This is a genomic window from Burkholderia sp. MR1-5-21 (assembly GCF_053427715.1).
The window spans coordinates 47,062-60,218 of sequence record NZ_JBSAXD010000011.1 but is presented as its reverse complement, the minus strand read 5'-3'; the positions used below and the strand labels follow the sequence as shown (position 1 = coordinate 60,218).

Annotated in this window: 9 protein-coding genes; all 9 read right to left on the bottom strand. The window is 69.7% G+C overall.

The features are described 5' to 3' along the window. Positions 1–4: 4 nt before the first annotated feature. Positions 5–1,282: an NAD(P)/FAD-dependent oxidoreductase gene (locus ACV229_RS16825; protein ID WP_448084238.1), complete on the bottom strand. Its 1,278-nt coding sequence runs from the start codon at positions 1,280–1,282 to the stop codon at positions 5–7. 260 nt (positions 1,283–1,542) lie between these two features. Further along, on the bottom strand, positions 1,543–3,024 hold the full coding sequence (locus tag ACV229_RS16820) for an aldehyde dehydrogenase family protein (protein WP_448084237.1): 1,482 nt from the start codon (positions 3,022–3,024) through the stop codon (positions 1,543–1,545). A 41-nt stretch (positions 3,025–3,065) separates the two neighbouring features. After that, complete coding sequence (locus ACV229_RS16815; protein WP_448084236.1) at positions 3,066–5,081, bottom strand: hydantoinase B/oxoprolinase family protein; 2,016 nt, start codon at positions 5,079–5,081, stop codon at positions 3,066–3,068. An 18-nt stretch (positions 5,082–5,099) separates the two neighbouring features. Continuing rightward, positions 5,100–7,142 (bottom strand): hydantoinase/oxoprolinase family protein, encoded by a 2,043-nt coding sequence (locus tag ACV229_RS16810; protein ID WP_448084235.1) that lies wholly within the window; start codon positions 7,140–7,142, stop codon positions 5,100–5,102. Positions 7,143–7,244: 102 nt separating this feature from the next. Beyond that, on the bottom strand, positions 7,245–9,113 hold the full coding sequence (locus ACV229_RS16805; protein ID WP_448084234.1) for an ABC transporter ATP-binding protein: 1,869 nt from the start codon (positions 9,111–9,113) through the stop codon (positions 7,245–7,247). Further along, positions 9,113–10,075, bottom strand: a complete 963-nt coding sequence (locus tag ACV229_RS16800) for an ABC transporter permease (RefSeq protein WP_448084233.1) — start codon at positions 10,073–10,075, stop codon at positions 9,113–9,115. Before ACV229_RS16800 ends, ACV229_RS16805 begins: the two co-directional genes overlap by 1 nt. 40 nt (positions 10,076–10,115) lie before the next feature. Beyond that, the gene (locus ACV229_RS16795) at positions 10,116–11,069 is read right to left on the bottom strand and encodes an ABC transporter permease (RefSeq protein ID WP_448084232.1); all 954 of its coding nucleotides are present in this window, start codon (positions 11,067–11,069) and stop codon (positions 10,116–10,118) included. Between the two features lie 84 nt (positions 11,070–11,153). Then, the gene (locus tag ACV229_RS16790) at positions 11,154–12,728 is read right to left on the bottom strand and encodes an ABC transporter substrate-binding protein (protein ID WP_448084231.1); all 1,575 of its coding nucleotides are present in this window, start codon (positions 12,726–12,728) and stop codon (positions 11,154–11,156) included. Between the two features lie 5 nt (positions 12,729–12,733). Further along, on the bottom strand, positions 12,734–13,126 hold the full coding sequence (locus ACV229_RS16785; RefSeq protein ID WP_448084230.1) for a hypothetical protein: 393 nt from the start codon (positions 13,124–13,126) through the stop codon (positions 12,734–12,736). Positions 13,127–13,157: the final 31 nt, after the last annotated feature.

Sequence of the window (13,157 nt, the reverse complement as noted above, 5' to 3'; positions counted from 1 at the left end):
TCAATCAGTGCAGGATGTCCTGCAGCCGGTAATACGCGCCGACGAACGGCAGGAACCACGCGTGCCCGAAATGGCCGGGCATCGCCGGCCAGTCGAGCTCGCGCCACGGATTCGACGCGGCCGCGCCGTACAGCACGTCGGCCATCACGCGGCCCATGTGCACCGACATCTGCACGCCGTGGCCGCTGTAGCCCATCGAGTAGTACAGCCCTTCGTGCTGCCCCGCGCGCGGCAGCCGGTCGGCCGTGATGTCGACGAGCCCGCCCCAGCAATAGTCGAGCCGCACGTTCGCGAGCTCGGGGAAGTACGCGGCCATGCCCGCGCGCAGGATCTCGCCGCTCTTCGCGTCCGAGCGCGGATTCGACATCGCGAAACGCGCGCGGCCGCCGAACAGCAGCCGGTTGTCGGGCGTCACGCGGAAGTAGTTGCCGATATGGCGCGTCGTCACGTACGCGCGGCGGTGCGGGAACAGCCGGTTCAGCTGCGCGTCGGGCAGCGGCTCGGTGACGACGATGAAGCTGCCGACCGGCGCGATGCGCCGCCGGAACCACGCGAACGGCCCGTGCTGCGACGCGCCCGTCGCGACCAGCACGCGATCGGCGACGATCGTGCCGCGCGCGCAGGTCACTTCGTGGCGGTCGCCGTCGAGCCGCTTCAGTTGCGTGACGGCCGCCTGCTCGTAGATGCGCGCGCCGACGCGCGACGCGGCCTCGGCGAGTCCGACCCCGAACTTGCCCATGTGCATCTGGCCGCCGTTGCGTTGCAGCAGGCCGCCGTAAAAACCGTCGGAGCCGACCTCGTCACGGATCCGCGACGGCTCGATCAGTTCGACGTCCGGATCGACGTCCCGCCGCAGCGCGTCGCAGGTCTTCGCGAGGCCCGCGAAATGCTGCGGCTTCGCGGCGAGCTTCAGCTTGCCGCCGCGCCGGAAATCGCAGTCGATCGCATGCTCGGCGACGATCGACTCGACGCTCTTCACCGCGCTTTCGTACGCGCGATAGAACTGCTTCGCCTGCGGCGCGCCGATCCGCGCGGCGAGCGACGCGTAATCCTGCGAGAGGCCCGTGTTGCACTGGCCGCCGTTGCGCCCCGACGCCTCGCTCGCGATCTGCCCGGCTTCGAGCACGACGACCGCGACCCCGCGCTGCGCAAGCGCGAGCGCGGCCGACAGGCCCGTGAAGCCGCCGCCGATCACGACCACGTCCGCGCGTCCGTCGACGGGCCCGTCACGGCCGGCGCGAAACGCGGGACGGGTTTCCAGCCAATACGATTCGAATTTCATCGGATCCTTCGGGACGTTCGAACGACAGGTATCGGAGGCGCGCGGCGCCCGCCGGTTGAAAACCATTTAATCACCGCCAAAAAGCCGAGTTGCCGTGTATTGGCGCGCGCCGCACGCACATTCCACCGTTTTGCGCGGCGCCCGCAGCACACTATGCGGCGCCGCGCGCCGGCCCTCCGGCATGCCCGCTCCGTCCGCGCGGATGGGGGCGGGATCCTGCCGTGTGCAGGTGCGCGAACCGGTCGCCGACACGGCTCGCATCACGCGCCGGCCGACAGGTCGATCAGCACGCTCTTGAACCGCAGGTTCGCCTCGTACGCCTGCCGGCCGAGATCCTTGCCGATCCCCGACTGCTTGTAGCCGCCGGTCGGGATCACGAAATCCGACGTGCGGCCGTAGCGATTGATCCACACGGTGCCGGCCTCGAGCCCGCGCATCATCCGGAGCGCGCGGCCCAGGTCGGCCGTATGCACGCCGGCCGCGAGCCCGTACTTGTCGTGCGCGGCGAGCGCGAGCGCCTCGTCCTCGCCAGCGAACGTCTGCACGGTCAGCACCGGCCCGAAGATCTCGTCGCGCACGGCCGGCGATTCGGTCGTCACGCCCGTCAGGATCGTCGGCGCATAGAACGCGCCGTCGCCGGCCAGCGCGATCCGGCCGCCGCCCGCGACCGCCTGCGCGCCGCCTTCGAGCGTGCGCTGCACGATCGCGTCGATCCGCTGCAGCTGCGGCTGCGACACGATCGGCGGCAGCGTCGTGCCGGCCGCCCAGGTCGCGCCCGGCCGCAGCTCGGCGAACGCGGCCGCGACCCGCTCGACGAAGCGCGCCTCGACGCCGCGCTCGACGATCAGCCGCGAGCCCGCGACGCACACCTGCCCCGCGTTGCCGGTGATCGCCGCGGCGACGCGGCGCGCGACCGTGTCGAGATCGGGCGCATCCGCAAACACGATCTGCGGGCTCTTGCCGCCCAGTTCGAGCGTGACGGGCTTGGTGCCCGATTGCGCGCACGCGGTCATGATCGCGGCGCCTGTCTGCGTCGAACCCGTGAACGTCACCTTCGCGATCTTAGGGTGCCGGCACAGCGCGTCGCCGGTGGTGCGGCCGTCGCCCTGCACGACGTTGAAGATGCCGGGCGGAATGCCCGCCTCGATCGCGAGCCGAGCGAGCCGCAGCGCCGAGAACGGCGTCATCTCGGACGGCTTCAGCACCACCGCGTTGCCGGCCGCCAGCGCCGGCGCGACCTTCCACGACGCCATCACCAGCGGGAAGTTCCACGGCGCAATTGCCGCGATCACGCCATACGGCTCCGCGATCGTCATCCCGAGATGGTCGGTGCGCGTCGCCGCGACGTCACCGCCGATCCGGTCTGCATACTCGCCGTAGAAGCGGATGCCTTCGGCCGTGAACGGCACGTCCCAGCGCGCCGCGTCCGCGATCGGGCGCGTCGAGCCGACCGCTTCGAGCGGCGCGAGCGTCGCGACGTCGGCCTCGATCAGCTCGGCCCAGCGCCGCATCGCGCGCGCGCGTTCGCGCGGCGCGCGGCGCGCCCAGTCGCTCGTCCTGAACGCGTGCCACGCGTTCTCGACCGCGCGGTCGACGAGCGCCGCATCGGCGATCGGCAGCGCCGCGTAAACGTGGCCGTCGGACGGACGGCGGACGTCGATCGCCCCGGTGCCGTCGACATATTCGCCGCCGATGAAATGCGCGCCGCGCACTTCGACGTTGGCCGGATCGAAACTGTTCATCGTTGAGGTCCTTGCTTGCAGAATTTGTCGTCGCCGGTCGATCAGACAGCAGATGCGCGCCGCGCTTGCACGAGCTGCGGATATGCGCGGCACAGCTCCGCGAACAGCGCATCGACGATCTCGCCGCCGCCGTCCGCGCAGCCCTGCGGATCGGCTTCGATGCGCCGGTCGAGCGCGTCGAACAGCCGGTGCTTGATGAAGTAGCGCCATTGCACGGGCACGCCCGCGAGAATCCGCGTCAGCGCCGCGTAGCGCGCGCCGGTCCATTTCGCTTCGAACGCCTCGCGATAGGCGCCGAACGAAAACGCCGGCGCGGCCTGCCGCCCGCGCAGCGCGTCGCGCAGCCGCGCGGTTTCGGCCGCGTCCACGTCGTCATCGGCGAGCGCAACGCCATACACGTCGCGCGCTTCATCGGGGCTCACATAGCCGCGCAGCACGTCGTCGCGCACGCGGCGCGGGTCGCGGTCGACGGGCCGGCCGTAGCCGCCCGCCCCCGCGCCGACGAGCCGGATCACGTCGCCCGGCATGCAGACGACGAGGTCGTTGTTGTCGAGCTGCTCGGCGTGCGGCGTGTCGGGGTTGCGCACGAAGCGCGCGTTCGCGCCCGGCCGCCCGCCGCGCATGCCCCATGACGCGAACCGCGTGCGGTCGCGGTTGCGCGCGGTCACGAGCGTATTCGGCGAGAACACCTTGAACTCCATCACGAGCCCCTGCCCGCCGCGATACTCGCCCGCGCCGCCCGAGCCCGGCGCGACGCCGTAGCGCAGGATCCGGATCGGCACCTCGGCCTCGTTGATCTCGACCGGCGTATTGCGCAGGAACGCATTGTTCGCGCCCGAGCCGTCCTCGCCATCGTCGGCGGCGCTGCCGCCCGCGCCGCCGCCGATCGGCCCGATCGACGCCATCACCGTGTCGCCGTCGCGGTTCATCGTCTTCACGCTGAGGATCGACAGGCCGCCGGCCGGGCACGCGGCGAGCCGTTCCGGCACGGCCTGAGCGAACGCGCCGAACGTCAGCAGGTGCAGCAGCTTGCAGGTCAGGCTGCGCATCCCGACCGCGGCCGGCTTCACCGCGTTGACGACCGTGCCTTCCGGCAGGATGCAGCGCGCGACGCGCAGCATCCCGGTGTTCAGCAGGATGTCGGGGTTCAGCGTGTACAGCACGTACACGAGCCCGACGAGCGCGAGCGCATGCCGCTCGCGGCCGCCCGTCGGGATGTTCAGCGACGATTGCAGCTGCGGATCGCTGCCCGTGTAATCGAGTTCGACCGCGCCGTCGCGGATGCGCACCGCGAGCGCGACGCGCATCGGCTTGCCGTTCGCCGAATCCTCGTCCGCGTATTCGGCGAAGCGGTACTCGCCTTCCGGAATCCCGCGCAGGATCGTGCGCGCCTGCTCCTCCGAATAGTCGAGCAGCGCGGCCATCCCGGCCTTGAAGCCGTCGATGCCGAAGCGCTCGATGATCTCCAGCACGCGCCGCTCGCCCGTATGCAGCGACGCGAACTGCGCGAGCAGGTCGCCCGCGTTCTGCTCGGGCACGCGCACGTTCGCGCGCATGATCCGCAGCAGCGCGTCGTCGACCACGCCCGCGCGGACGATCTTGCACGGCGGGAAGCGAATACCCTCCTGCTCGATCTCGGTCAGCGTGCGCGACAGCGACGCGGGCACTGCGCCGCCCATGTCGGTGTTATGGATGTGGCCGCCGACGAAGCACACGATCTCGCCGCCGTGGAAAACCGGCTTCCAGATCACGATGTCGGGCGTGTGCGTCGCGACGAAGCCGCTGTACGCGTCGTTCGTCATGCAGATGTCGCCGGGCTCGTACGCATCGATCATGCCGATCACCGCGCTGTAGTCGAGGCCGACGTACCAGGTCGCGCCGAGCGTCTTCGGCGACGCGAACGTGAGCCCGTCGGGCGTCATGATCGCGCACGAGAAATCCTCGGTTTCCTTCACGAACGTCGAATGCGCGGTGCGCACGAGCGTGTAGGCCATGCTCTCGGCCGCGGCCACGCAGTAGTTTGCGAAGATCTGCAGCACTGCCTTGTCGAATTGCATCGCGTAAGTCTCCGTCGGTCAGTGCGCGCGCGCGAGGATCAGGTTGCCGACCGCGTCGACGCGGCCGCGATACGCGGGCAGCACGGTCGTCGTGCAGTCGTCCTGCACGATCACGGCCGGCCCGTCGAACAGCTGGCCGGCCTTCAGGTCCTGGCGCCGGTACAGCGCCGCGTCGCGGAACGCGCCGTTCAGGAACACGCGGATCGTGCCGGCCCGCGTCGGCGGCGCGTCGCTCGACGCAACCGGTCGCGGTGCCGGCTTCGGCGTCGCGGCCGTGATCACGAGCCGCAACGCGACGACCTGCACGTGCGCCCGTGCGTCGAGATGGCCGTACAGCCGCTCGTGCTCCCGATGGAACGCGTCAGCGAGCGGCGCGGGATCGTCGCCGTGCAGCCACGCGAGTTCGAGCGGCGTGTCGATCTCGAACGACTGGCCCTTGTAGCGCATGTCGGCCGACACGACGATCCGCGCGCCCGCGTCGCTGCCGTTCTGCTCGACGAGCCACGCGCGCGCGGCCTGCTCGAGCTCGCGCGCATGCTCGCCGAGCCGCGCGAGCGACGCGCCGTCGAGCGTGTAGTAGGTCGTCTTCACGAAGTCGTTGCGCGTGTCGGCGATCAGACCGCCGAGCGCGCTCAGCACGCCGGGCGCCGGCGGCACGACGATCTCGGCGATGCCGATCGCGTCCGCGAAATGGCACGCGAGCATTGGCCCCGCGCCGCCGAACGGCAGCAGCGCGAACGCGCGCGGGTCGATGCCGAAGCGAGACACGATCCGGCTCACGCCCGCATACATGCCCGACACCGCGACGTCGACGATCGCCTCGGCCGTCGCGTGCACGCTCGTGCCGAGCCGGTCCGCGAGCGCGCCGATCGCGCGGTGCGCGGCGCCGGCATCGACCTTCACCGCGTCGTAGCCGAGGTTCGCATTGCCGATCACGCCGAGCACGACAAACGCGTCGGTGATCGTCGCGCGCGTGCCGCCGCGTCCGTAGCAGACGGGGCCCGGGTTCGAGCCCGCGCTGTCGGGCCCGACCTTGAGCACGCCGAAATCGTCGACCCACGCGATCGAGCCGCCGCCGTCGCCGATCGACGACACGGATACCGACGGGATATGGATCTGGAAGTCACCGATGTATTCGCCGCTCGCGTATTGCGGCTCGCCGTCGACGATCAGCGCAACGTCGGCCGTCGTGCCGCCGATGTCGAGGCTCATGCAGCGCGGCAGCCCGCTCTGGCGCGCGACGTGCGCGGCGCCGATCACGCCGGACGCGGTGCCCGACAGGATCATCTGCACGCACTGCGTCTTGCCGGCTTCCGCGCTCATCACGCCGCCGTTCGATTTCGTGACCTTCATGTCGCAGCCGACGCCCGTTTCCTTCAGCGCACGCTGCAGCGCGCCGAGGTAATGCGCGACCTTTGGCTGCACGTAGCCGCCGATCACCGCGGTCGACGTGCGCTCGTATTCACGGATGATCGGCCACACGTCGCTCGCGCAGGACACGAAGAAGCCCGGCATCTCGCGCTCGACGATCGCCTTCACCTGCCGTTCGTGTTCGGGGTTGCGGTACGCATGCAGCAGCGACACGACGACACCCTCGCAGCCGGCGCGCTTCAGCCGCGCAACCGCGTCGAGCACGCTCGCCTCGTCGACGGGCGTCTCGACGCTGCCGTCGGCCGACAGCCGCTCGACCACGCCGAACACGCGTTCGCGCGGCACGAGCGGCGCGGGCCGCTTCGACAGCAGGTTGTACATGTCCGGCCCCTTGAGGCGCGCGAGGTCGAGCACGTCCTCGAAGTGGCGCGTCGTGATCAGGCCGAGTCGCAGGCCCTTGCGCTGCACGACCGCATTGACGCCGACCGTCGTGCCGTGCGTGAAATACGCGACGTCGCGCGGATCGATGCCGTAACGCTCGCGCAGCTGGTCCATCCCGCGCAGCACTTCGCTGCCCGGGCTGTCCGGACGCGAGAACACCTTCAGCGTCTTCAGCTCGCCCGTTTCGTCGTTCAGGACTGCGAAGTCGGCGAACGAGCCGCCGATATCCACTCCGATTCTGATGCCCACTATGTTATTCCCGACAAGTCGCACAAGGGACGTGCCGTGCGACGCGGCCGCGCGGGCCGCATCGCGTACCGCGCGGCACGCGCTGGTTTCGCGTGCGTTCCGCTATGAACGCAACGTCGGCGCCGCCGCGACCACCACCGGCTCCGCCTGGAACTGCTGCAGATCCTGTTCGCTGCGATGGCACAGCACCTGCGCGCCGTTGTCGAGCCGGCGCAGCGACGGCGCGACCTGGTTGCACACGCCGTCCACGCGCATCGCGCAGCGCGGCAGGAACGCGCACAGCTCGGGGTTGTCCGCGCTCACGCCGATCGGCACGAGCGGACGGTGGCAACGCTCGGCCGCGCCGTCGAGCCAGCCCGCGCGCAGCTCCGGTGCCGACGACACGAGCAGGTGCGAATACGGGTGATACGGCGGCGCGCACAGCGCGTCGCGGCTGCCCGTCTCGACACGGCGGCCCGCATACAGCACGACGATGTCGTCGCTGATCGCGCGCACCTTCGCGATGTCGTGCGTGATGAACACGTAGGACACGCCAAGCTTCGCCTGCAGGTCGCGCAGCAGTTCCATGATCGCCGCGCCCACGACCGTGTCGAGCGCCGACGTCACCTCGTCGCACAGGATCAGGTCGGGCTCGGCCGCGAGCGCGCGCGCGAGGTTCACGCGCTGCTTCTGCCCGCCGGACAGTTCGCCCGTGCGCCGCCCGGCGACGGCCTGCGGCAGCCGCACGAGCTCGAGCAGTTCGGCCACGCGCCGCCGCGCGCGCTCGCCCTTCATCCCGTGATAGAACGCGAGCGGCCGTGCGAGCGTGCGCTCGACCGTGTGCACCGGATTGAGCGCGGTGTCCGCGTTCTGGAACACGATCTGCACGCGCCGGTGCTGCTCCTTCGTGCGTTTGCCGATGTCGAGCGCGAGCGGTTCGCCGTCGAGCAGGATCTGGCCGCCCGTTGCCGGCACGAGGCCCGCGATCACCTTCGCGAGCGTCGTCTTGCCGGAACCCGATTCGCCGATCACGCCGACCGTCTGCCCGCGCCCGATGTTCAGATCGACGTCGTGCAGGATCACCTTCGCCGGCCAGCCCTTCGCGTCGCGGCTCCCATAGCCGGCTACCGCGCGGCGCACTTCGAGCAGCGGCTTCGCTTCGGCCGGCGCCGGCTTCGCATCGCGCGCGGCATCGTCCGGCGTCACGGCCGCGATCAGGCTCTGCGTATACGGATGCGCAGGCGCATGGAGGATCTGCTCGGTATCGCCGGTTTCGCGGATCACGCCGTCGCTCAGCACGACGATCCGGTCGGCCATCTGCGCGACGACCGCGAGATCGTGTGACACGTACACGGCGCTCATCCCGCAGCGGCCGATCACGCTCTTGAATGCCTGCAGCACGTCGATCTGCGTCGTCACGTCGAGCGCCGTCGTCGGCTCGTCGAGGATCACGAGTTCGGGATCGGTGATCAGCGCCATCGCGGCCATCAGGCGTTGAAGCTGCCCGCCCGACACCTGGTGCGGATAGCGCCTGCCGATCGTGTCGGGCTCCGGCAGCGCGAGCGCGCGAAACAGCTCGACGGCCTTCGCCTGCGCGGCGCGCTTCGTCATCGTCTTGTGGATCAGCGCGCTCTCGATCACCTGGTCGAGGATCGTGCGCGACGGGTTGAACGCCGCGGCGGCGCTCTGCGCGATGTACGCGACCTTGCGGCCGCGCAGCGCGGTCAGCTCGTGCGCGGACAGCCCGCATACGTCCACGCCGCCGAGCTTCACCGAGCCGCCGGCGATCCGGCAGCCCGCGCGCGCATGGCCCATCAGCGACAGCGCGATCGTCGTCTTGCCCGAGCCCGATTCGCCGATCAGCGCGAGCACCTCGCCGCGCCGCACGTCGAAGTCGACGCCGTGGACGATCGTGGTTTCCGCCTCGCCCGGGCGGCCGCCGACGACGCGCAGCCCGCGCACCTCGACGAGGGAATTCGCTTCGTGTCGCATCAGTGTCCTCCCGCGGCGCCGGCCGTGCTCTTGCGGCGGCCGCGATGCGGCAGCCCGTCGATCAGCAGGTTCACGCCTACCGTCAGGATCGCGATCGCGATCGCGGGCATGATCGCGACGGCCGAGCCGTCGCCGAGGCTCGCGATGTTCTCGCGCACGAGCGAGCCGAGATCCGCGTACGGCGGCTGCACGCCGAGCCCGAGGAAGCTCAGGCCACTCAGCAGCAGCACGACGAACGTGAAGCGCAGGCCCGTATCCGCGAGCATCGGGTGAATCATGTTCGGCAGCATCTCGACGCACGCGATGTACAGCGCGCTTTCGCCGCGGGCGCGCGCGACCTGCACGAATTCGAGCGTGCTGATGTTCACCGCGAGCGCGCGCGCGATCCGGTACGAGCCGGGCATATAGCTGACCGCGGCGGTCAGGATCAGCAGCGTCAGCGACGAGCCGAACGCGGCGACGATCATCAGCGCGAACATCTTCGACGGGATCGACGTCAGCGCGTCGAGCAGCCGGCTCATCGTCTCGTCGACCGCGCGGCCCGCGACCGTCGCGACGAGGCCGAGCGTCGTGCCGGTCACCGCGGCGAGCAGCGCCGCCGCGAGCGCGAGCAGCACGGTCAGCCGCGTGCCGTAGAGGATCCGGCTCAGCATGTCGCGGCCGAGGAAGTCCGAGCCGAACGGCAGCTTCGCGCTGAACGGCGCGAACACGTCGGCCGTCACGATCGCGCCGACGTCGTGCGGCGCGATCCACGGCGCAAACACCGCGACGAACAGCATCAGGCAGACCATCGACAGGCCGGCCTTGCCGCCCGTCGTCAGGCTCAGGCGCACCGCGCGGCGCTTGCGCGGCTGGTCGGGGGACGGGGCGGCGGGCGGCCGCGCGCCGCCGTTCCATGGTGGAAGCGGGTCGCCGTGCGGCGGCAGCGCGCTGCTGCGTTGAACGGGATCGGTTGGATGCATGGTCCGCCTTTCGGGCAAGGGGGCAAGGGTTACGCGGCGGTCAGGTCCGCAGCTTCGGGTTCGACACGATCGAGCACACGTCGGCGAGCAGCACGAGCACCAGATAGCCGAGGCAGAACAGCAGCGTGCATGCCTGGACCAGCGGGAAGTCGCGGTTGCTGACGGCGTCGACCATCAGGCTCGCGAGGCCGGGATAGTTGAAGATCGTCTCGACGACGATCACGCCGCCGAGCAGGTACGACAGGCTCAGCGCAATCGCGTTGGCGATCGGCCCGATCGCGTTCGGCAGCGCATGGCGCAGCACCACGCGCGCGGGGCTCGCGCCCTTGAGCACGGCCATCTCGACGTACGACGCGCTGAGCTGCTCGATCACGGCCGCGCGCGTCATGCGCGCCATCTGCGCGATCACCACCGCGCACAGCGTCAGCACCGGCATCGCGTACGCGCGCAGGAACTGGTTGAACGTCTCGATCGGGCCGCTGTACGACAGCGCGGACAGCCAGTGCAGCTTCACTGCGAGCAACAGCACGGCGACCGTCGCGATCAGGAATTCCGGCGTCGCGACGAGCGACAGCGTGCCGAGGCTCACCACGCGGTCGACGATCGACTCGCGCTTGACGGCCGCGAGGATCCCGAGCAGCAGCGCGATCGGCACCGAAACGCAGGTCGTGATCGCGGCGAGCGTCAGCGATTTCGGCAGCCGGCCCTCGATCATCTGCGACACCGGCATGTCGCTCGACAGCGAGCGGCCGAAGTCGCCTTGCAGCAGATGACCGAGCCAGCGCAGATAGCGCTCGTGCGCGGGCACGTCGAGGCCGAACTGCAGACGCAGCGCGGCGACCGTCTCGGGCGTCGCCGACTGGCCGAGCGCGGCCTGCGCGGCGTCGCCGGGCAGCAGGTTCGTGATCGTGAAGATGATCACCGACACGATCAGCAGCGTCAGCATCGTGATCGCGATGCGCCGGCCGATCAGTCCGAGCAGGGTTTGATTCATGGTGCGGCGCTCCTGGAAATGTCGCGCGCGCGGGCCGAGCGCTTGATGTCTGCTCCGGCCCGCGCGGTCAGCCCAAACGCCGCGTCAGGCGTTCCACCACACGTGCTCGGCGAACGAGAAGCCCATCATCCCGCCGGTCGGGATCGAGCCGAGGCCCGCGAGGCGCTTGTCGTACGCGTCGATCAGGCTGATGAACGCGGGAATGCCGATCCCGCCCTGCTCGGACACGAGCGCCTGCATGTCGCCGTACATCTGCTTGCGCTTCGCGTCGTCGGTCTCGGAGCGCGCGGCGAGCAGCAGCTGGTCGAACTTCGGGCTCTTCCAGCCCGACTCGTTCCACGGCGCGTCCGACTTGAAGAACTGCGTGAACAGCACGTCGGCGCTCGAACGCGGGTTGATGTTGCCGAAGCCGAGCGGATGCTTCATCCAGTGATTCGACCAGTAGCCGTCGGCCGACACGCGGTTCACCTGCAGGTTCACGCCGATCTTCTGCGCGGCCTGCTGCAGCAGCACGGCCATCTCGACCGAGCCGTTCGCGTCCGGTGTCGCGTAGATCGGCGGCAACGCGGCGCCGATCGCGCCGGCCTTCTGCAGGTGGAACTTCGCCTTGTCCGGATCGTACGGCCGCTGCGGCAGCGACGCGTTGAAGTAGCGGTGCCCCGGCGGAATCGGCTGGTCGTTGCCGATCACCGCATAGTTGCGGAACACGGCCGAGCGGATCTGCTCGCGGTCGAACAGGTATTTCATCCCCGTCACGAAATCGGGGTTCGCCGTCATCGCGTTGTCGCGGCGCATGATCAGGTCGGTATAGAGGCCCGACTTGGTTTCCTTGATCGCGTAGCCGGGCGTCGACGCGACGCGCTGCGTCGAGCGCGGATCGACCGAGTTGATCAGGTGCACGTCGCCCGACAGCAGCGCATTCAGGCGCGCGGCGTTGTCGTTGATGCCGATCAGCTCGATCTCGTCGAGATACGGCATCCCCGGCTTGAAGTAGCTGTCGTTGCGCACGCCGACCGTCGACACGCCGGGCTTGAACGTCTTGAGCTTGTACGGCCCGCTGCCGATGCCGGCCGTGAAGTCGGTCGTGCCGTCTTTGACGATCACGAGCTGCGGCGTCGCGAGGATCACGGGCAGATCCGCGTTCGCGCTGTCGAGCGTCAGCGTGACTTCGTTCGGGCCCGTCGCCTTCGCGTCCGCGAACTGGTCGGCGATCGTCTTCACCTTCGACGCGGTCGCCGCGTTCTTGTGGCGCATCAGCGAGAACACGACGTCCTGCGGCCCGACGGACTTGCCGTCGTGGAAAGTCACGCCCTTGCGCAGCTTGATGACCCACGTCTTCGCGTCAGCCGTCTGCAGCGATTCGGCGAGGTTCATCTGCGGCGTCAGGCTCTCGTCGAGCTGCGTGAGGCCGCTGTAGAACATGAAGAAGCGGATGTAGTCGGCGCCCGTCGAGCCCTTCGCCGGGTCGAGCGTGTCGGCCGTCGAACTGGTTTCGTAAGCAACCCGGATCTTTCCGCCGCGCTTCGGCGCCGGCGCGGCAAACGCGGCCTGCGCGTCCGCCAGCAGCCCGCCTGCCCCAGCGGCCATCATGCCGCCCGCCGCCATGATCCGCATCATGTCGCGGCGCGTGAAGCCGCCCTTGTGGATATCGTCGCTCATCCGAACTACTCCTGACTGTGGGAAGGTTGATCCAGCGATCCAGCTGCTTTTTTATCGACAGTTCCGGCCGCGTCCGCCCGCTGGTGGCGAATGCGGCGATGCGCGCTTCGAAACCATTTAAGCATCGCCAAAATGCGGGTTATCGCGATTCGGGCGGCCTCGACGATGCGATTCGACCGTTTTGGGCCGGCTGCGCAGCATGATTTGCTGCGCGCCCGCCTGAACCGCCGCCGCACGCGCCGGCCAGGCCGGCCGCGCATCATGGGGAAATCGTAAAGCGACGGGGTCGGCAGATTGCACCGACAAAATTGCCGTTTCAGCACGCGCGCCGCGTTCGCGGCGCGCAAACCGCATGTTTTGCGTCGAGGGCCGGTGCGGGTGGCGGTGGTGGCGAACACGACAGGAACGTCCTAGTCAGCCCGGCGGCAC

Coding starts and splice junctions, on each gene's coding strand:
- ACV229_RS16820 (WP_448084237.1), bottom strand. CDS start 3,024: ATGAACAGTTTCGATCCGGCCAACGTCGAAGTGCGCGGCGCGCATTTC.
- ACV229_RS16795 (WP_448084232.1), bottom strand. CDS start 11,069: ATGAATCAAACCCTGCTCGGACTGATCGGCCGGCGCATCGCGATCACG.
- ACV229_RS16815 (WP_448084236.1), bottom strand. CDS start 5,081: ATGCAATTCGACAAGGCAGTGCTGCAGATCTTCGCAAACTACTGCGTG.
- ACV229_RS16825 (WP_448084238.1), bottom strand. CDS start 1,282: ATGAAATTCGAATCGTATTGGCTGGAAACCCGTCCCGCGTTTCGCGCC.
- ACV229_RS16800 (WP_448084233.1), bottom strand. CDS start 10,075: ATGCATCCAACCGATCCCGTTCAACGCAGCAGCGCGCTGCCGCCGCAC.
- ACV229_RS16805 (WP_448084234.1), bottom strand. CDS start 9,113: ATGCGACACGAAGCGAATTCCCTCGTCGAGGTGCGCGGGCTGCGCGTC.
- ACV229_RS16790 (WP_448084231.1), bottom strand. CDS start 12,728: ATGAGCGACGATATCCACAAGGGCGGCTTCACGCGCCGCGACATGATG.